19 protein-coding genes are annotated in these 19,601 nt (G+C 62.3%); 11 read left to right on the top strand and 8 right to left on the bottom strand.

Going from position 1 to position 19,601, the window contains the following annotated elements; translation table 11 throughout:
- Positions 1-202: 202 nt before the first annotated feature.
- The 6 genes from zwf to AACH73_RS09030 all read left to right on the top strand — a co-directional run bounded on the left by zwf (position 203) and on the right by AACH73_RS09030 (position 7,187).
- Complete coding sequence (gene zwf / locus AACH73_RS09055) at positions 203-1,684, top strand: glucose-6-phosphate dehydrogenase (RefSeq protein ID WP_338734629.1); 1,482 nt, start codon at positions 203-205, stop codon at positions 1,682-1,684.
- Entirely contained in the window at positions 1,677-2,408 is a 732-nt protein-coding gene (pgl, locus tag AACH73_RS09050) for a 6-phosphogluconolactonase (RefSeq protein WP_338734628.1), read from the top strand. Before zwf ends, pgl begins: the two co-directional genes overlap by 8 nt.
- 29 nt (positions 2,409-2,437) lie before the next feature.
- Positions 2,438-4,255, top strand: coding sequence for a phosphogluconate dehydratase (edd, locus tag AACH73_RS09045; RefSeq protein ID WP_338734627.1), 1,818 nt, complete (start codon positions 2,438-2,440; stop codon positions 4,253-4,255).
- A 6-nt stretch (positions 4,256-4,261) separates the two neighbouring features.
- Positions 4,262-5,278 (top strand): glucokinase, encoded by a 1,017-nt coding sequence (locus AACH73_RS09040; RefSeq protein ID WP_272742490.1) that lies wholly within the window; start codon positions 4,262-4,264, stop codon positions 5,276-5,278.
- Between the two features lie 55 nt (positions 5,279-5,333).
- Positions 5,334-5,963 carry a bifunctional 4-hydroxy-2-oxoglutarate aldolase/2-dehydro-3-deoxy-phosphogluconate aldolase gene (eda, locus tag AACH73_RS09035; protein ID WP_126421265.1) on the top strand — a complete coding sequence of 210 codons (630 nt, stop codon included), beginning with the start codon at positions 5,334-5,336 and terminating at the stop codon, positions 5,961-5,963.
- A gap of 165 nt (positions 5,964-6,128) precedes the next feature.
- Positions 6,129-7,187, top strand: a complete 1,059-nt coding sequence (locus tag AACH73_RS09030) for a LacI family DNA-binding transcriptional regulator (RefSeq protein ID WP_272742489.1) — start codon at positions 6,129-6,131, stop codon at positions 7,185-7,187.
- 5 nt (positions 7,188-7,192) lie between these two features.
- Here the strand turns inward: AACH73_RS09030 and AACH73_RS09025 are convergent, their stop codons facing one another.
- The 3 genes from AACH73_RS09025 to AACH73_RS09015 form a co-directional block, all read right to left on the bottom strand.
- Positions 7,193-7,510, bottom strand: a complete 318-nt coding sequence (locus AACH73_RS09025) for a DUF6624 domain-containing protein (protein ID WP_338735724.1) — start codon at positions 7,508-7,510, stop codon at positions 7,193-7,195.
- A complete protein-coding gene (locus AACH73_RS09020; RefSeq protein ID WP_338734626.1) occupies positions 7,462-8,226 on the bottom strand; it encodes a hypothetical protein in 765 nt (254 codons plus the stop codon). Before AACH73_RS09020 ends, AACH73_RS09025 begins: the two co-directional genes overlap by 49 nt.
- A gap of 83 nt (positions 8,227-8,309) precedes the next feature.
- Entirely contained in the window at positions 8,310-8,750 is a 441-nt protein-coding gene (locus AACH73_RS09015) for a hypothetical protein (protein ID WP_338734625.1), read from the bottom strand.
- A gap of 97 nt (positions 8,751-8,847) precedes the next feature.
- On the opposite strand from AACH73_RS09015, the gene AACH73_RS09010 reads away from it, so the two are divergent.
- The 3 genes from AACH73_RS09010 to AACH73_RS09000 all read left to right on the top strand — a co-directional run bounded on the left by AACH73_RS09010 (position 8,848) and on the right by AACH73_RS09000 (position 14,113).
- Positions 8,848-11,439, top strand: a complete 2,592-nt coding sequence (locus tag AACH73_RS09010) for an exo 1,3/1,4-beta-D-glucan glucohydrolase (RefSeq protein WP_338734623.1) — start codon at positions 8,848-8,850, stop codon at positions 11,437-11,439.
- Between the two features lie 137 nt (positions 11,440-11,576).
- Entirely contained in the window at positions 11,577-12,497 is a 921-nt protein-coding gene (locus AACH73_RS09005; protein ID WP_338734622.1) for a 5'-methylthioadenosine/S-adenosylhomocysteine nucleosidase, read from the top strand.
- Between the two features lie 296 nt (positions 12,498-12,793).
- Positions 12,794-14,113, top strand: a complete 1,320-nt coding sequence (locus tag AACH73_RS09000) for an NCS2 family permease (protein WP_338734621.1) — start codon at positions 12,794-12,796, stop codon at positions 14,111-14,113.
- On the opposite strand, the gene AACH73_RS08995 is transcribed toward AACH73_RS09000, so the two are convergent.
- The 5 genes from AACH73_RS08995 to AACH73_RS08975 form a co-directional block, all read right to left on the bottom strand.
- Positions 14,110-14,349, bottom strand: coding sequence for a hypothetical protein (locus tag AACH73_RS08995; protein ID WP_272742483.1), 240 nt, complete (start codon positions 14,347-14,349; stop codon positions 14,110-14,112). The two genes, AACH73_RS09000 and AACH73_RS08995, sit on opposite strands and share 4 nt — an antisense overlap.
- A gap of 113 nt (positions 14,350-14,462) precedes the next feature.
- On the bottom strand, positions 14,463-14,660 hold the full coding sequence (locus AACH73_RS08990) for a hypothetical protein (RefSeq protein ID WP_338734620.1): 198 nt from the start codon (positions 14,658-14,660) through the stop codon (positions 14,463-14,465).
- A 217-nt stretch (positions 14,661-14,877) separates the two neighbouring features.
- Positions 14,878-15,093 (bottom strand): DUF6587 family protein, encoded by a 216-nt coding sequence (locus AACH73_RS08985; protein WP_338734619.1) that lies wholly within the window; start codon positions 15,091-15,093, stop codon positions 14,878-14,880.
- Positions 15,090-16,922, bottom strand: coding sequence for a ferrous iron transporter B (locus tag AACH73_RS08980; RefSeq protein ID WP_338734618.1), 1,833 nt, complete (start codon positions 16,920-16,922; stop codon positions 15,090-15,092). Before AACH73_RS08980 ends, AACH73_RS08985 begins: the two co-directional genes overlap by 4 nt.
- Positions 16,923-16,937: 15 nt before the next feature.
- Positions 16,938-17,174: a FeoA family protein gene (locus AACH73_RS08975; protein ID WP_013479430.1), complete on the bottom strand. Its 237-nt coding sequence runs from the start codon at positions 17,172-17,174 to the stop codon at positions 16,938-16,940.
- 225 nt (positions 17,175-17,399) lie between these two features.
- Between AACH73_RS08975 and AACH73_RS08970 the strand changes: the two genes are divergently transcribed.
- The gene (locus tag AACH73_RS08970; RefSeq protein ID WP_338734616.1) at positions 17,400-18,668 is read left to right on the top strand and encodes a 3-phosphoshikimate 1-carboxyvinyltransferase; all 1,269 of its coding nucleotides are present in this window, start codon (positions 17,400-17,402) and stop codon (positions 18,666-18,668) included.
- 189 nt (positions 18,669-18,857) lie between these two features.
- Complete coding sequence (modA, locus tag AACH73_RS08965) at positions 18,858-19,601, top strand: molybdate ABC transporter substrate-binding protein (RefSeq protein ID WP_338734615.1); 744 nt, start codon at positions 18,858-18,860, stop codon at positions 19,599-19,601.

The following is a 19,601-nucleotide window of genomic DNA, read 5'->3' as shown; positions in this document are numbered from 1 at the left end:
GGCCGCCGCCTCAATGGCGGCTTGAGCGGAATGATCTAGTAAAAATCATTCCGCTCTAAAGCGTAATTCCCGGCTTGACCCGCAGGCGGGCGCGCGTTATGACAGCGCTGTCAAAAATTTTTTGACGCGCCGTGACGTTTGCGTAATAAGCCGCCTGCTAAAAAGGCCCGACGTCACCTCGCCAAGACCCAGGAACCCTATCGTGAGCTTATCGACTTCTTCCGCGAACCGTAAACCCGTCTTCGTCCTTGTCGGCGGCACTGGCGATCTGGCGCTGCGCATGTTGTGGCCGTCTCTGGCCATGCTGGATCAGGACGGCTTTCTGGACAAGGACCTGCGCATCATCTCGGTGGCGCGTGAGGCGGTGGACCGCCCGGCCTTCGTTGAGCGCGTGCGCGCCGCCGTGCAAAAGCGCATCGGGGTCGATCTCGAAGCGACCACGCTCGATCAGTTCCTGCCGCGCCTCAGCCATATCGCGCTTGATGCCTCCGACCCGCAATGGGGTGCCAAGCTCAAGGCCGAACTGGGCGAGGTCGAGGCGCTCAACGTCGTCTATTTCCTCTCCGTGTCGCCGTCGCTGTTCAAGCCGATCTGTGAGCATCTGGAAAGCGCAGGCCTGAGCAAGGCCCCCAATCGCGTCATTATCGAAAAGCCGCTGGGGCGCGATCTGGCCTCGTCGAAAGTGATCAACGATTCGGTCGCCCACGCCTTTGACGAAGCGCGCACCTTCCGCATCGACCACTATCTGGGCAAGGAGACCGTACAGAACCTGCTGGCCCTGCGCTTTGCCAACACGGTGTTTGAGCCCCTGTGGAACGCGCAGTCGATCGACCACGTGCAGGTGACCGTTTCCGAAACCGTCGGGACCGGCGATCGTCTGGGCTATTACGACGATTACGGCGCGCTGCGCGACATGGTGCAGAACCACTTGCTGCAACTGGTCTGCCTGCTGGCCATGGAGCCGCCGTCGAACTTCAATGCCGATGCGCTGCGTGACGAAAAGGTCAAGGTGCTGCGCTCCCTGAAACCGATCACCGCCGATACGGTGCGCGATGTAACGGCGCGCGGTCAGTACGGTCCGGGCTTTGCCGAAGGCAAGCAGGTCGCGGGTTATGAAGCCGAAAAGGGCTCGCCCTCCAACACCGAAACCTATGTCGCCATCAAGGCCGAAATCGCCAACTGGCGCTGGGCCGGGACGCCCTTTTATCTGCGCACGGGCAAGACCCTGCCGTCGCGCACCACCGAGGTGGTGATCCAGTTCCGCCCGGTGCCGCATTCGATCTTCGGGTCGGCGGCGCAGCCCAACCGTCTGGTCATCCGCCTGCAACCGGACGAAGACATCAAGCTGACGGTGATGAACAAGGCACCGGGTCTTAGCGCTGACGGTATGCAGCTTCAGCCGCTTGACCTGTCGCTGTCGCTGCAAAGCGCCTTCGACAGTAATGGTGACAAGCCGCCGCGCCGTCGCATCGCCTATGAACGCCTGATCCTCGATGCGCTGAACGGCAACAACGCCGCCTTCGTGCGCCGCGATGAGGTCGAAGCCGCCTGGGCATGGGTCGATGGTATTTCGGCGGCGTGGGCCGAAGCCTATCCCAAGCCGCAAATCTACCCCGCCGGGACCAATGGTCCGATGAGCGCCTATATGCTGCTCGACCGCGACCATCGGGTGTGGAATGACTGAGGCCCTGGGCATTCACAGCCTGCGCACCTTCGACAGCGCGGCCGAGGCTGAAACCGCCGTGCTGGCGGCCATTGCCGAGGCCCTGTCGGCCGCCATTGCCGAGCGCGGTCAGGCCCTGTGGATCGGGGCGGGGGGCGGTACGCCGAAGCCCGTCTATCAGCAGTTAGATACGCTGGACCTGCCGTGGGACAAGGTGACCCTGTCGCAGGTCGATGAGCGCTTTGTGCCGGTCGATGACGCAGCCTCCAATACGAAGATGATGGCCGAGGCCGCCGCCCAGGTGATCGCCAAAGGGATGCGCTTTGAGACCCTGATCCGTGATCTCAGCGACGCGGGCCGGTGTGCGCAACAGGCCGAGACCCTGCTGCGCGGTTTTAATACCGGCGAACCGCCCGTCTTTGACCTGACTCTGCTGGGCATGGGGCCGGACAAGCACTACGCCTCGATCTTCCCCGGCCATGCGCTCAATGACACGGTCTATGAGACGGACGCGCTGGTCCTGCCGGTCGCTCCGGCCAGCGGCGGCGCAGAGCCAAAACTGCCGCGCATCACATTGACCGTGAAGGCCCTCAACCGTTCCCGCCGGATCGTGCTATATATCACCGGTCAGAAAAAGCGCGACGCGCTCATGGCCGCCATCGCCGATCCCAACCCCGACACCGCGCCCATCGGTGCCTTCCTCGCCCAATGCCCCGTGCCCGTTGACATCGTCTGGTGTCCGTAACGGCCGGCCTTCAACAGCGAAAAGATAACATGACCACCGAGCTTCATCCCGTTCTCAAGTCCGTCACCGATCGCATCATCGCGCGTTCCAAGGCTATGCGCGCCGAATATCTGGCCCGCGTCGAGCGTTACAAGTCGCGTGAGCCGCGCCGCAAGAAGCTGTCCTGCGCCAACTACGCCCACGTCGCCGCCCCGATGACCGAGGCCGACAAGCTGGCTCTGGCGCTCGATAAGGTGCCCAATATCGGTGTGGTCACCGCCTATAACGACATGCTGTCGGCGCACGCCCCCTATTACCGCTATCCGGAAAAGATCCTCGACTATGCCCGTCACGTGGGCGCTACGTCTCAGGTGGCGGGTGGCGTCCCCGCCATGTGCGACGGTGTGACTCAGGGCAAGCCCGGCATGGAGCTGAGCCTCTTTTCGCGCGATGTTATCGCCATGGGCACGGCCATTGCGCTCAGCCACGACGCGTTTGACTCCGCCCTGATGCTCGGTATCTGCGACAAGATCGTGCCGGGTCTGGTCATGGGGGCGCTGGCCTTCGGGCACCTGCCGGTGATCTTCGTGCCGTCGGGTCCCATGCCGTCGGGCCTGCCCAATCCGGAAAAGGCCAAGATTCGCACCGCCTATGCCAAGGGCGAGGTCGGGCGCGACGCGCTGCTGGCCGCCGAAATGGCCTCCTACCATTCCGAAGGCACCTGCACCTTCTACGGCACGGCCAATTCCAACCAGATGCTGATGGAAATCATGGGCCTGCACGTGCCGGGCGCGGCCTTCGTGCCGCCGCGCGGTGAATTGCGTGACGCCCTGACGCGTGCGGCGGTCGAGCGCGCGGCGAAGGCTTCGGCGCTCAGTGATGCCCCCGCCTATATGGCCGATGTGATTGATGAACGCGCCATCGTCAACGGCGTCGTCGGGCTTCTGGCCACCGGCGGTTCGACGAATCACGCGCTGCACCTGCCGGCCATGGCGCGCGCCGCCGGTATTATCCTGAAGCCGGAAGACATGAACGACCTGTCGGGTGTGGTGCCGCTTTTGGCGCGCGTTTATCCCAACGGCTCGGCCGATGTGAACCACTTCCACGCGGCGGGCGGTATCGGCTTCGTCATCAAGGAACTGCTGTCGGCCGGTCTGCTGCACGGCGATGTCAACACCGTCTGGGGGCCGGGTCTGGCCGCCTATGGCAAGGAGCCGAGTTTACGCGACGGGCAACTGGTGTGGGTCGATGCCCCCGCCGAATCGCTCGACCTCGACATCCTGCGCCCGGTGACCAACCCGTTCTCGCCCGAAGGCGGATTGCGTGAGCTACGCGGCAATCTGGGTGTGGCGGTGACCAAGATTTCGGCGGTCAAGCCGGAACACCGCGTCGTAGAAGGCCCCTGCGCCGTTTTTGACGATCAGGACGATTTTTTGAAAGCCTTCAAGGAAAATAGGCTCCCGGAAGGCGATTTTATTTGCGTTGTGCGCTTCCAGGGGCCAAAAGCCAACGGTATGCCTGAGCTGCACAGCCTGACCCCCTCGCTGTCGGCCATGCTGGATCAGGGCCGCAAGGTGGCCCTCGTCTCGGATGGACGCATGTCGGGGGCCAGTGGTAAGGTGGCTTCGGCCATCCATTTGACCCCAGAAGCCGTCGAAGGCGGACCGATCTCAAAACTACGGTCAGGGGACATTGTGCGCGTGGACTGTGAAAACGGGAACCTGAGCTTCATAGGTGATGAAGCGCAATTGATGGCGCGGGAAAGCGCACCCCGACCGGCGGATGCCGACGGTCTGGGGCGTGAGCTGTTCGCGCCGTTCAGGCGTCTGGTCGGCGAAGCCGTCTCAGGCGGCTCCGTTTTCTGGTAAGGTATAATGACGGCGCTTTTTGACAATCAGACCACGTTTTCAGCCTCGTCACAGGTGTTCAAAGGGCTTGTCGGTGATATCGGCGGGACCAATGCGCGCTTTGCCATTGCCGAACGGGGCGGCGGTCAGACGAAGCTGACGGAGTTCAAGAGCTTCCATACGGATGGCTATAAGGACCTGTACGCCGTCATCGACGACTATTTCGGTGGTTTGAGCGGGCGTCCGGATCTCGATTTTTCGGTCATCGCCGTGGCCGGGCCGGTCAATGACGGGGCCATAAAGTTCACCAATCTCGACTGGCTGGTGACGGAAACCGAGCTGGCGCACCACACCTCGGCGCGAAAGGTGCGCCTGATCAACGACTATGCCGGTCTGGCCTATGCCCTGCCGCATCTTCAGGACGAAGACACGCGCCGCATCGGGCCGGTACGCGAAGGCAAGGGCAATGTGCACGCCGTCATGGGCGCGGGCACCGGCTTCGGCGCGTCTGTACTGGTCGGCGGACCCTACGGACCCTATTGCCTTTCGACCGAAAGCGGCCATGCCTCGTGGGCGCCGGTCAATGATTTCGAGCGTGAAATCCACCGCTTTCTGTCGAAAAAGCACGGGCGGGTGACCATTGAAATGGTGCTGTCCGGCCCCGGTCTGGTCAATCTCTATAAGGCCGTGACAAATGTGCGCGGCGAACCGACGCTCAGCCTGACGCCCGCGCAGATCACGCACCTCGACGGTCCGGATGCGCAGGGCTCGCGCTATACGGTGGAAACCTTCCTCGATATTCTGGCTTCGGTGTCGGGCGACCTCAGCCTGTGCCACGGCGCGACGGCGGGTCTGTTTATCGCCGGCGGTATCGCGCCCAAGCTGGCCAAATATATCGACGAAGCGCGCTTCCGTGCCCGCATGGAGGCCAAGGCCCCGCTGGTGGCCTATGTTGAGGCCATTCCGTCGCGCATCATCACCCATGAATGTGCGGCCCTGATCGGGGCGGCGAACGCCTTGACGGACGCCGAAATCCTCGCTTAGAGCCATATCCCTCCCTGCAAGGCCAGGGAGGGGAATTACACAACAAGGATACGCCATGACCAAGCCGCTCGACGTTCACACCATCATGACCACGGGGCCCGTCCTGCCGGTGATGGTCATTCCGGATATCGAGATGGCCCTGCCTCTGGCTGACGCCCTCATGGCCGGTGGCATCAAGGTACTGGAAATCACCCTGCGTACCGATTGCGCGCTGGACGCCATCAAACTGATTGCCAAAGAGCGCCCGGACGCGATTGTCGGCGCAGGCACGCTGCTGACTCCCAAGGACGCCGAAAAGGCCGCCGAGGCCGGGGCCAAGTTCGGCGTCTCGCCGGGCCTGACCAAGACTCTGGCCAAGCAGGACTCCCTGCCGCTGCTGCCGGGCGTTTCGACCGCCTCCGAAGTGATGAAGGCGCTGGAATGGGGCTTTGAGCGCCTGAAATTCTTTCCGGCCGTCCCGGCGGGCGGTGTGCCCATGCTGAAGGGCATCGGGGGCCCGCTGCCGCAGGTCAAGTTCTGCCCGACGGGGGGCATTGGCCTCAACAATGCCGCCGATTTTCTGGCGCTGGACAACGTCCTGTGCGTTGGCGGTTCCTGGGTAGCCCCGGAAAAGGCGATGAAGGAAGGTCAGTGGGGCGAAATCTCCAAACTGGCCGCCGAAGCAGTGCAGAAATTTGCAGGCTAAACGCCCCGAACCCCCGGATCAGATATGATCCATAGTGTGCATTGACGGCGCAGTGTCCTTGACAAGAGGGCCTGCGCCGTTCTTCTTTGGTCTGACCAAAAAAGGCAGGAAGGGAATCAGGGGATTGGCCGCGCAGGATAAACACCGCACCGCAGGGATTCGGGCATGAGAACGCCGAAGGACCGGGGTGTGCCGGGGGCCGGCGGGACATCGACCATCAATGATGTGGCGCGGCTGGCGGGGGTGTCGATCAAGACCGTCTCGCGCGTGATGAACAACGAGCCCAATGTGCGCCCCGAAACGCGCCAGAAGGTTCAGGAAGCCGCTACCCTTCTGCATTACCGCCCGAACCTGCTGGCCCGTTCACTGGCCGGGTCACGCAGCTTCCTGATCGGCCTGTTCTACGACAACCCGAACGCCGCCTATATTACCGACATGCAGCGCGGCGTTATCACCCGGGCGCGCGAGCAGGGCTATCACCTGCTGATCGAGCCGCAGGACAGCCACGCCCCGGATCTGGTATCGAAGATTTCCAGCCTTCTGGCCACCATCCGCCTGGATGGCGTTATTTTGACGCCGCCCCTGTGCGATATGGCGGTGGTGCTGCACGCCATCGAGGCGGCGGGCGTGCCCTATGTGCGCGTTTCGCCCTTCCTCAATCCCGGTCGCTCGCCCTGCGTGCGCATGGATGAGACTCAGGCCGCCTATGAGATGACGCGCCACCTGATCGCCATGGGGCACAGGGATATCGGCTTTATCCGCGGCCACCCGGAACACGGCGGCAGCCATCAGCGTTATGAAGGCTTTGTGCGGGCCCTGCGTGAAAGCCAGATTGAGCCGCGCCCGGAATGGGTCAAGCAGGGCTACTTCTCCTACGAATCCGGCGTCGAAGCCGGGCGGTCGCTGTTTGCGGAAAAGACGCGCCCGACGGCGGTCTTTTCGTCCAACGACTATATGGCGTTCGGGGTGATGGCGTCCGCTCAGCAGGCCGGTATCCGCATCCCGGAGGACGTCTCCATCACCGGCTTTGACGACGTGCCGGGCGCCATGCTGGTGTGGCCGCACGTGACGACCATCCGTCAGCCGGTCGAAGCGCTGGCCTATGCCGCCGCCGATATTTTGCTGACGCGTCAGGAAGGGGAAGAGGGCGAACCCGCGCCACAGGCCCCGGATCGCCTGCTGCCCTTTGCCCTGATCGAACGGCAATCGGTGCGCAGGGCGTAAGCCGCTTATTTCTCGGAGGGCGGGACCATGGCCAGTGTGCAGAAGGTGAAAATCGCCTCATACTCCGCCTGAGGCATAAGGCCGACCGAGGCCCGCCTCGCATCGAGCTGGTCCGGATTTTCAACCTCAAAAGCCTTCCATTTTTTGTCGCCTATGCAGCGCCCTTGTGTGCCGTAGCGCTGAGGCCGCTTTTCAGCGACGGCGACCCGGTCATAGAGGTAGGCATAGTTGCCGGGCGAGGTCTCCTTAAGAGGAACCAAAGGCTCAAGCAGGCTCAGTACCTGTTTCTGGAAAGCGACATCGTGATCGGCGTGCTGAACCAGAACCCACGCATTTTTGTCGGCATTGGCACCGTAAACCGATACGCGGAACCACCCGATTCCGCCAGTTGCGATTTCAGCCACATTGTATTGTCGATATCTGCGGCACAGGTGTGGGCATAGATGATCGCACTGAGATAAAGATGTACCGGCTCCGCAGCGCCTTGCGCCCAAAGGCGTTTTTCTGAGGTGATCTGCGCGGAGCGCCGCTCGAACTGATCGCGCGCTACGCGCTGCGCCAGTGTGCGGCCCTTTTCGGTTGGTTCATGCTGACTGGCGGCGATCTGACCGGCCACCGCATCGAAATCGGCCTCTGTCTTTTCCTGTTTTTGCAGCAAGCCCCAGATGCGATCCCAGTCGGCGAGACGCTTTCTGGCATCGTCGCGGTAGAGGGTCCACGTCGCGCGATCCGAAGCCGACAGGGCCAGCAGGAGGCCGGCGGAAACGAGCGCGTTCCATTGCGGCAGGCGACAGCCGGAAACCACGTCTCCTACCGGTATGTTGGCCTCTGCGTAGGCGAGGGCGGTAAGCGCCGTAAGGACAGCTCCCGTCTGATCGTCGCCAATCTCGGTCTTGAGGCTGTAATAGGTATCGAGATCCGGCGGCGGATGGGCGGCCAGTGCGCGGGCACGCTCTTCGGCCGTTTGGGCCAGTGCGGGCGTTATTACCGCCAGTGCCATCACGCCAATGGCGTAAAGTGTCAGAAAAACCCGTCTCATTGCCCCCCCCGATCGTGTCAAAAGGTCAATGAAAATGACCCTTCATGCCCCGGTTTATCAACTTATGCGCGTGGGGCGGGCGGTTAACAAGCAAAAAAAACCGGCAGACCGGATGAACCGGGCTGCCGGGTATAAGGCCATTGCCACCTGAATAATGCCAAATCCAGATGACGATTTAAAATCCTGCGGGCGCGCGACCGTGAAAAAGGGAAAGAAGCCGCGCTCAGCCAGGATTTTAAACTCAGATTCGAACGGTCGGAGGGACCGTTCAAAAAGGAGCACCAACGGGTAACAAAGGATTGCGATAATCTGACAGCGCTGTCAAGTGCGTTTTTGACGAAAGCGACGATAAGCGCGGTCAAAATTCGGCGCTGACGTGAAAAAGCCAGAAAAAATCCCCGCAGCGTCAATAATTTAAAGCCGGGGCTTTTTTTGACGCTGCGGGCGATAAAATCGTTTTCACACGCCTTTCCCTTGCCTGTCTGGGTGCCTCGTCGCTTGACGCTCCCTGATAGCGCTGTCATTAAGTGGGGCGGTCAGGCGTGGCGGTTGCACGCTGCCCGACCCGATATACAAATAAGACCGGCAAACGAAACGCCGCGGGAAGAAGGAAGAGAAGACATGCGCAAATCCATGAAGGGCGCGCTGAAAGCCAGCGTGCCCGCAGGCCTTTTGCTGACGGCCCTGGCGACTTCGGGCTGCGTCACCATTATCGAGAGCAAGGGCAAGGCGGAGCCGACACCTGTGGCGGCGACCCCGGCGGAGGTGGCGAAGCCCGCCGCCGTTGAGGTCAACCCCGTGTGGCCGACGACGAAGGATGCGGGTCTGATCGACGCCGATGTCGAAGCGAAGATCGACGCCCTGATGGCCGACATGACGCTGGAGGAAAAGGTCGGTCAGACCGTTCAGGCCGATATTTCGGCCATCAAGCCGGAAGACCTCAAAACATACCCGCTGGGCTCGATTCTGGCCGGTGGCAACTCGGCCCCCGGCGGCAATGAGCGCGCCACGCCGCAACAATGGCTCGATCTGGCCGACGCCTACTGGCGCGCCTCACTGGAATATCCGTCGAAGACGAAGATTCCGCTGCTGTTCGGGATCGACGCCGTGCACGGCCACTCGAACCTCGTCGGGGCGATCATCTTCCCGCACAATGTCGGTCTGGGGGCTACGCGCAACCCGCAACTGATGAAGGATATTGCCCGCGTTACCGCCTATGAAATGTCGCTGGCGGGCGTGGACTGGACCTTTGCGCCGACGGTCGCCGTGTCGCGCGACAAGCGCTGGGGCCGCGCCTATGAGTCGTATTCGGAAAACCCCGCCGATGTCGCGGCCTATGCCGGTAAGGTCGTCGAAGGCCTGCAAGGCGACACGGGCGGTGATGAGGGCATAAAGCCCGGACACATCATGGCTTCGGCCAAGCACTTCCTCGGTGACGGCGGCACGCTGAACGGCAAGGATCAGGGCGACGCCCAGATCAGCGAAGAGGAACTGGCCACTATCCACAATGCCGGCTATCCGCCGTCGATCGAAGCCGGGGCCCTGTCGGTCATGGCCTCCTTCTCCTCGTGGAACGGGGAAAAGCTGACCGGCAGCAAATATCTGCTAACCGACGTGCTGAAACACCGCATGGGCTTCAACGGCTTTGTCGTGTCCGACTGGAACGCGCAGGGTCAGGTGCCGGGGTGTACCACCACCTCGTGCCCGCAGGCCTTCAATGCCGGGATCGACATGTTCATGGCCCCGGATTCGTGGAAGGGCATCTATGAGAACACGCTGGCTCAGGTGAAGTCCGGCGAAATCTCCGAAGACCGCCTGAACGACGCCGTGCGCCGCATCCTGCGCGCCAAGATCAAGGGCGGCCTGTTCACGCTGGGCGCGCCCAAGGATCGCCCGATGGCCGGTCACTGGGAAAATCTGGGCAAGGCCGAAAACCGCGCCGTGGCGCGTCAGGCCGTGCGTGAGTCTCTGGTCCTGCTCAAGAACAATGGCTCGCTGCTGCCGCTGAAGGGCGGGGCGACGGTGCTCGTTGCCGGTGACGGGGCCGACAATATCGGCAAGCAGTCGGGCGGCTGGACCATCACCTGGCAGGGGACGGGCAATGCCAATTCCGACTTCCCCAACGGTCAGTCGATCTTCGGCGGCATCAGCGACGCAGTGAAGGCGTCGGGCGGCAAGGCCACCCTGTCGGTCGATGGAACATTTAAGGGCAAGAAGCCGGACGTTGCCATCGTGGTGATCGGCGAAGACCCCTATGCGGAGTTCCAGGGCGACCGTCCGAACCTCGACTACCAGTCGGGGGATCGCAAGGATCTGGCCCTGATCAAAAAGCTGAAAAAGGCGGGCATACCGGTGGTCACGGTCTTCCTGTCGGGCCGTCCGATGTGGGTCAACCCGGAAATCAACGCCTCTGACGCCTTTGTGGCGGCCTTCCTGCCGGGCAGCGAAGGCGGCGGCGTGGCCGATGTGTTGATCGGCGACAAGGCGGGCAAGGCGCGCAACGATTTCAAGGGCAAGCTCAGCTTCTCGTGGCCGAAGTTCGCCAATCAGCAGCCACTCAACCTCAACACGCCGGGCTATGACCCGCTGTTTGCCTATGGCTACGGCCTGACCTATGCCGACAAGGGTGATCTTCTGCCGCTGTCCGAAGACTCCGGTCTGAAAGACGCCGGCGTGGTCAATGTCGATACCTACTTCAATGCCGGCCGCGTGCGGGCACCGTGGAAGTTCTACCTCGCCGACGCCGATGGCGCGGTGACGGGTGATCACGGCACGATCAAGTCGCCGAAGGGCGTGGTCACTCAGGCCACGGTCGATGCCGGGGCTCAGGAAAACGGCCGCCTGCTGACCTTTACGGGTCAGGGCAAGGGCGAGGCCTATTTTGCCAGCGACGTGGTTGACCTCAGCCGTCAATCGACCGGCGAGCTGGCCATCTCCATCACCTACAAGCTTGATGCCGCCCCGACCGGTCCGGTGCTGCTGGCGCTGGGGCGTGACCGCTTCGTCTTCCAGGAAATGAATGTGGCCAGCCTGCTGAAGGCCGACGGTCAGTTCCATACGCTGAAGGTCAAGCTGAACTGCTTCGCCGCTATCGGTCAGAACATGGCCCAGATCGGTATGCCGTTTGCGCTCCGTTCGGAAAAGCCGCTGAAACTGACCTATACGGCGGTCAAGCTGGCCTCCAACGAAGGCGATGCGGTCTGCCCGAAATAGGCGACTCTTGGCCTCAACCCACAAGGCGCGGTGGAGCCACTCCACCGCGCCTTTTTTATGATCTGAGCCCGGATCGGATTCCATTTGCCAGAGGCCGTGGGTCGCGTTAGCTTTTCGCATTTGCGAAGGGGTGACGTATGCGGTTTTGGACCCTCTGTCTGGCGATGGTGATGAGCGTAATGATGACGATGACGGCGCAGGCGGCGGCCTATCTGGATAAAACCCCGCGCATCGGCGTCATCTCGGCCTTTGAGCCGGAATGGCAGGCCCTGATAGGGCGACTGAAAGACGCCCAAAGCTACAGCCTCAACGGCATGAAATTCGTCACCGGCACGCTGGAGGACAAGCCCGTTGTGCTGACCATGTCGAGCATGTCGATGGTCAATGCGGCGATGAATACGCAGCTCCTTATTGACCGCTTCCACGTCGAGCGCATCGTCTTTTCGGGCATAGCCGGGGGCATTGACCCGTCCCTGAAGATCGGCGATGTGGTCGTCCCGGCGCGCTGGGCGCAGTCGCTGGAAACCATTATGGGGCGCAAGACCGCCACGGGCTTCGTCAAGCCGGACTGGCTGACCTGGGCACCGTATGGCATGGAAGCCTATGGCATGATCATCCCCAATTCGGTGGTGGTGGGCAGCGCCAAACACGCGCCCGCGCCGAAGGTGTGGTTTGAGGCCGATCCGGCCATGCTGGCGGTCGCCGCTAAACTTGAGCAGACGGAACTGGCCCACTGTACGGCGGACGGGCGCTGCCTTGATCACAGGCCGCAACTGCATGTGGGCGGGGACGCGGTATCGTCGCCGGCCTTTGTCGATAATGCCGATTACCGCGACTATCTGCACCGGGCCTTCAATGCCCGCGTGGCGGATATGGAAAGCGCAGCCGTGGGGCAGGTGGCCTTTGCCAATGATGTGCCGTTCATCGTCTTCCGCAGTCTGTCCGATCTGGCGGGCGGTGACGAACACGCCAATCAGATGGCGACCTTCATGGCACTGGCCTCGGAAAATTCAGCAACAGTCGTGTGCCGGTTTATCCGGGCCTTGCCGGCACAATAAGGGCCGAAAGGTGCGCTTGCGTCTTCATACCTCCCCAGCGTGCTGGGGAGGGGGACCGCACGAAACGGCGCAGCCGTTGAGATGCGGTGGTGGGGTTAAAGCGGCGGGTTTTAACCCCACCGTCTTTGACGCCTAAGCGGCGTCAAATCCACCTCCCCTGAAATCAGGGGAGGAACTTAGAGCGGATTTCGTTAGGGCTGAATCGAAATTCCGCTCTAAGATTTTGTTTTGTCGCGCATTTGATTCCGAAAACCGTGGCACACTTTTCGGAATGCGCTCTATGGAGTGGGGACGATATGGGCTTTCTCGACAGATATTTTGGCCTGAGCGCACAGGGCACCACGGTGCGGACCGAGGTGATGGCCGGTTTCACCACCTTCCTGACCATGGCCTATATCGTGCTGGTCAATCCGGCCATCCTGTCGCAGACGGGGATGCCGCTGGCGGCGGTGGCGGCGGCGACCTGCGCATCGGCGGCCTTTGCCTCTATCCTGATGGGGCTGGTGGCCAACTATCCGCTGGCCATGGCACCCGGCATGGGGCTCAACGCCTATTTTACCTTCACCGTGGTCAAGGGGATGGGGCTGCCGTGGCAGACAGCGCTGGGCTGCGTCTTTCTGTCGGGGGTGTGCTTTCTGTTGCTGACGCTCGGCGGGGTGCGTCAGATGATCGTCAACGCCATCCCCAAGCCCCTGTTCGCCGCCGTAGCGGGCGGGATCGGCCTGTTTATCGCCTTTATCGGCCTGAAAGAGGCAGGCATCATCGTCGCCAGTCCGGCCACCACCGTGGCGCTGGGTGACCTCAAAACACCGGCCTCGGCGCTGGCCTTGCTGGGGCTGCTGATTATCGCCGTCCTGAGCGCCTGGCGCATTAAGGGCGCGGTGCTGATCGGCATACTGGCGACCACCGGAGCGGCGTGGGGTCTGGGGCAGGTGACCTATCAGCCCACGCCCTATGACCTCAAGGCGCTGACGGCGACGGCCTTTGCACTGGATATTCCGGCGGCGCTCGATATTGGCAAGACGGGCTTCGGCATCCTTGAAATCGTCTTCGTGTTTCTGTTTGTCGATCTGTTCGACAATGTCGGCACGCTGGTCGGCGTCTCCAAGCGCGCCGGGCTGATGCAGCCGGACGGCAGCATCCCGCGCCTCAACAGGATCCTGTTCACCGACTCGATCGCCTCGATGGCCGGCGCGGTAATGGGCACCTCGACCGTCACCAGCTATATCGAAAGCGCGGCGGGTGTGGCCGAAGGCGGCCGCACGGGCCTGACGGCGGTGGTGACGGGGTTGCTGTTCCTCGTGGCGCTGTTCTTCGCCCCCTATGCGCAGTTTATCCCTGCGGCGGCCACCGCTCCGGCCCTGATCATCGTCGGCGCGCTGATGATGGCCCCGCTGAGAGAGATCGACTGGGAAGACGCGGTTATCGCCGTCCCGGCCTTCCTGATTCTGATCGGGATTCCCCTGACCTTTTCCATCGCCAACGGGCTGGCCTTCGGCATCACGGCCTATGCGGTGATCAAGCTGCTGCGCGGTCAGGCGCGGCTTGGCGACTGGCTATTACTGGTGCTGGCCGGGCTGTTTGTGGCGCGCTTTATCTGGTTGAGTGCCGCTTAGGGGTTTGAAGTCCCCGTCTTGTCCACGCGATTGGCGTCATAGGCCGCATCCGGACCTTTGGCGGTTGGGCTGTCGCGGTTGGTGGCCGTAAAGGCGACGACAAATCCGATCAGGACGATCACAAGGGCGATAATGCCCCACGGCAGACGACGGCGCGGCAGGTTGCCGGGGCCTTCGGGGCCGCTGCGGGTCAGCGCGTCGCCGCGCGCGTGCAACGGGTCTTCGGAATGGGTCATGACAGGGCTCCTGTACAAAGACTCTCAGCATGCGCCCTGCGACGGAAAACCACAGTGCAAAAAGCCCGCTCGTTTGTAAGAATGCCCTATCGACGATCTGTGTTGCGTTGCATTCACAAACCCCATTGCGTTTGTAACTTTTGTTGAAGAGGCTTGCCGCTTAAGGCCTTGCGTTTTGCTGCATCGCAAACTAAATTGGAGATGTTCAGCGCGCTGCGCTGATTGCCCTTCCTGGGCGTTTCCTCCCTGTAAACTTTTAAGCCGCGCCGCAATGCGCGGCTTTTTTTTGCCCTGAGTTCGGCCAGTCTCAAAGACGCGCCCAGATGGGAATGATTTTAGATAGAAGACAAGCTCTCATAGCGCCTCCCCTGATTTCAGGGGAGCCGGGCGGCCGGTGCCGGTGGCGCGTAGCGCCGGGTGGGGTTAAAGCGGTGGTATTAACCCCACCGTCTTTTGTCGCTACGCTCCAAAATCCACCTCCCCTGAAATCAGGGGAGGTGCTTGGCGATTACATCAAAAGGCATTCCGTTACTTCTTAGGGGGCAAATCGAAATTCAGCGTCTTGCAGCCATTGCACGACGCGCAGCCGGAGTCGCACCCGGCGGCAGGTTTGGCAGCGGGCTTAAGCCCCAGACGGCGGGCCACGGCTTCAGCGGTTCTGGGGAACAGGCGGCGCGCCATCATGGCCGCAGCCACGGCCACAATGACCGCAACGATCAGCGTCTGGATCAGGTCGTAGCTCATCCCGTCACCATCTTCGTTACGCTATAGGTCAGGAACGAGGCCAGATAGGCCAGAGCGAACAGGTAACCGGCCGTAATCCCGACGAACTTCCACGAATTGGTTTCGCGGCGAATGACGGCAAGCGTCGAAAGGCACTGCGGCGCAAAGATGTACCAGGCCAGAAGCGAGAAGCCGGTGGCCAGCGACCATTGCGTCGCGACCGTGGCCTGCAACTGATTGGCCACGGCGTCTTCGGAACCGGAAATGGCATAGACGGTCCCCAGCGCCGACACGGCCACTTCGCGGGCGGCCATGCCGGGGATCAGGGCGATACAGATTTCCCACGTAAAGCCGATGGGGCGGAAGATCGGCTCGATGGCGTGGCCGATCATACCGGCGAAGGAATAGTCGATGGCCGGCTGCGTGGCATTGGCAGGCGGGCGCGGGAAGGTGGCCAGCACCCACAACAGCGTGTTGGCGGCGAAGATGACGCCGGTGATTCTGCGCATGAAAATGCCCGCACGCTCCCACAGGCCCAGCGCCAGATTGCGCGGATTGGGCAGGCGGTAGGAGGGCAGCTCCATCAGCAGCATGGCCGGGCTCTTGTCCGTGCGCAACAGCTTCGTCACCCAGGCGACGATCAGGGCCGACAGGATACCGGCGATGTAAAGGCCGAACAGCACAAGGCCCTGAAAGCTGAGGACGCCCCACACCTGACGCTCAGGTATGAAGGCGGCGATCAGCAGGGCATAGACGGGCAGGCGCGCCGAACAGGTCATCAGCGGCGCGATCATGATGGTGGTCAGACGGTCGCGAATATCGTGGATCGAGCGCGTGGCCATGACACCCGGAATAGCGCAGGCAAACGACGACAAAAGCGGGATAAAGGCCCGCCCGGTCAGGCCTGCCCGCGCCATCAGTGTATCGAGCAGGAAGGCGGCGCGCGGCAGGTAGCCCGACTCTTCAAGCACCAGAATGAAGAAGAACAGGATAAGGATCTGCGGCAGGAAGACCAGTACCGAGCCCACCCCGCTGATCATGGCGTCGGCGATAAAGCTCTGCAGCAGGCCTTCGGGCATATGGGCGCGTACCATGTCGGCGGCCCAGCCAAACAGGCCCTCAATCCCGTCCATCATCGGCGTCGCCCAGGCGAAGACCGCCTGAAACACCACGAACATCAACAGGGCGAGGATGGGCAGGCCAAACACCGGATTGAGCAGGACGCCATCCAGTTGGTCGTCGATCTTCGCCGTAAAGCTCGGCATGGTGACGGCGGCATTGAGAATATCGCGCACCTCAAGGTGCACGTCGCGCTCGGTCCCGGCGATCTTCGGGGCCTCGATCGACTGCGTATCGATGTGTTCGATCAGGTGTTTGGCACCGCCCCCGGCAATGGCCACGGTCTGGATGACCGGAATGCCCAGCCGGGCCTGAAGCCGGTCCTGATCAATATGGATGCCGCGCTTGTGCGCCGCGTCCATCATGTTGAGCGCCAGCACCATCGGGCGGCCCAGCTTGCGGATTTCCAGCACAAAGCGCAGGTTGAGGCGCAGATTGGTCGCATCGGCCACGCAGACGATCACGTCGGGCGCGCCGACTTCGGCCACCTTGCCCATACAGACGTCGCGGGTAATGATTTCGTCGGGGCCCAGCGCATCAAGGCTGTAGGCACCGGGCAGGTCCAACACCTTGATCGTGCGGCCGGACGGGGCGGTAAAGCTGCCTTCCTTGCGCTCGACCGTCACACCGGCGAAGTTGGCGACCTTCTGGCGTGCGCCGGTGAGCTGGTTGAACAGGGCGGTCTTGCCGCAATTGGGATTACCCACCAGCGCGATCAGCAGTCCGGACATCTCAGCACGCGCTCCTTACGCTGTACGCACCTGAACCCGGTCGGCTTCGGCGCGGCGCAGCGCGAAACGGGTAAAGCCAATCTGGATCAGCAGGGGTTCGGCCCCGAACGGGCCTTTGGCCACGACCTTTACCGGCTCATCGGCGACGAAGCCCAGTTCGCGCAACCGACGGCCGACGCGGTCATCGGCACCGAGATCGGCGACATCGACGACGATGGCGGCGCTATGCAGAGGCAGATCGCTGAGTTTCATATCGGGGACGCGGGTCAAACTTGCAAGTGAGAATGATTATAAAGTGGCTCTTACGCAATTGAAACCGTCCTGACAACGGTTTTGTCCGGGCATGTGATCTCAGGCGTCAGGTAAACGGTTTCAGATGCAATAAAAACAAGCGACTGCGCGGCCTGCGGCGGATGGCTGCACCCTTTACGAACGCCGTCTCAGTGTTTAGGAAGCGCCTGTATCGCGGAGTTTGTTATGAATATCGACGCCTTCCCTCAGCTTGAAATCGTGCCGGTCACGGGGCCGATCACCGGGGCCGTGGTGGTGCCGGGCTCGAAATCCCTGACCAACCGCGCCTTTCTGGTGGCGGCCTTGGCTAGGGGGGAAAGCACGCTGTCGGGGGTGCTGACCAGCGACGATACGGTGCATATGGCGACCGCCCTAAAGCAGATGGGGGTTGAGATCGAGGCGGTCGATGCCACCACGGTCAGGCTGCGCTCGTCGGGCAAGCTGAAAGCGCCGGCTGAGCCGTTGTTTCTCGGCAATGCGGGTACGGCGACGCGCTTTCTGACGGCGGCGGTGGCGCTGGCCGACGGGGCGGTAGTGATCGACGGCGACGCGCACATGCGCAAACGGCCTATCCTGCCGCTGGTCGAGGCCCTGACGCGGCTGGGGGTCGAGGTGTCGGCCCCGACTGGCTGTCCGCCGGTGACGGTGATAGCGCGCGGCGGCTTTTCTGGCGATGTCGTAGACATCGACGCGGGATTGTCGAGCCAGTACGTGTCGGCGCTTCTGATGCTGGCGGCCTGCGGCGAGACCGCGGTTGAGGTGCGGCTGCGTGGCGATCACGGCATCGGCGGGCGCGGCTATATCGACCTCACGCTCGGTGTCATGCAGGCCTTTGGCGCGAACGTCTCACAGCCGTCTGACGGCGTGTGGCGCGTGGAACCCACCGGCTATGTGGCGGCAGACTATCCTATCGAACCCGACGCTTCCTCCTGCACCTATCTGTGGGCGGCCGAGGTGCTGACCGGTGGCCAGATCGACTTTCAGATGGACACGGCGGCCCTGACCCAGCCGGACGCCAGGGCGCGCGACGTCATCATGAGCTGGCCGCACATGCCCGCCGTCATCGACGGCTCGCAGATGCAGGACGCCGTGCCGACGCTGGCCGTGCTGGCGGCGTTTAACCAGACGCCGGTGCGCTTTGTCGGCATCAGTAATCTGCGGGTCAAGGAATGCGACCGGGTGAGCGCCGTGTGCGACGGGCTGAACGCCCTGCGCGCCGGGCTGGCCCACGAAGAGGGCGACGACCTGATCGTCCATGCCGATCCGGCGCTGATCGGGGCGACGACAAAAGCGGTGATCGACACGCACAATGACCACCGCATCGCCATGTGCTTTTCGCTTGCTGGGCTGATGATGTCGGGCGTGGTGATCGACAATCCGAAATGCGTGTCCAAGACCTTCCCGACCTATTGGGACGTGCTGGAAAGCCTTGGCGTGGGGTTGAAGCATCCGTAGGCTTTAGCCACCAAAAACACGAAAAGTCACGAACACTGCGCGTGTAGAAACGGCTTTGCCCGCAGGGCCATTTTCCGTCTGTGACACACACAATAATCAGACGCTTCGCGCTTAGACTGCGCGCAATGAAGTTCGTGTCTTTTCGTGTTTTTCGTGGCTAAATTTTTCTTCCCATGCCAGCATGACCCCATGCAAACCCTTCGTCGTCTTCTGCTGATCGCCCTTGCGCTGTTTACCGTGCCGGCTTTGGCACGGGCGGAAGAGGTGCGCGTCGCCGTCGCCGCCAACTTCACCGACACAGCCAGACTGATCGCCAGCGCCTTTGAAAAGAAGACCGGCCACACCGTCACCCAGAGCTTCGGGGCGTCGGGTCAGTTTTATGCGCAGATCAAGAACGGTGCGCCCTTTGATGTCTTCCTCAGCGCCGATGCCGAACGCCCATTGCGCCTTGAGGCCGAGGGGCTGACGGTCAAGGGGACGCGCTTTGTCTATGCCTATGGCAAGCTGGTCCTGTGGAGCGCCGATACCCGCGTGGACGCCAAGGGCGCGGTCCTCAGCAAGGGCGCGTTGGACAAGCTGGCCATTGCCGACCCGGCGGCGGCCCCCTATGGCGTGGCGGCGGTCGAGACCCTGACCCGGCTGGGCCTCTATGACCGCCTGCAAGCGAAGATCGTAAAGGGCGGTAATATCGCACAGACCTATACCTTCGTGGCCACGGGGGCGGCGGAACTGGGCTTCGTCGCCCTGTCGCAGGTGCAGGGCAAGGGGGGATCGTCGTGGCGGGTGCCGGCCCACCTTTACACGCCCATTGATCAGCAGGCCGTGCTTCTGAGTACCAGCGCAAGTAACCCCGCCGCCAGGGCCTATATGGCCTTTCTGCGCTCGCCGGAAGCGGTGAAGATCATTCGTTCGCACGGTTACGAGGTCCGCTGA

The organism is Asticcacaulis sp. DW145 (assembly GCF_037101385.1).
In the GTDB taxonomy this organism is placed as follows: Bacteria; Pseudomonadota; Alphaproteobacteria; order Caulobacterales; family Caulobacteraceae; genus Asticcacaulis; species Asticcacaulis currens.
The sequence above is the reverse complement of the archived record's forward strand: the minus strand, read 5'-3'. Positions and strand labels throughout refer to the sequence as shown.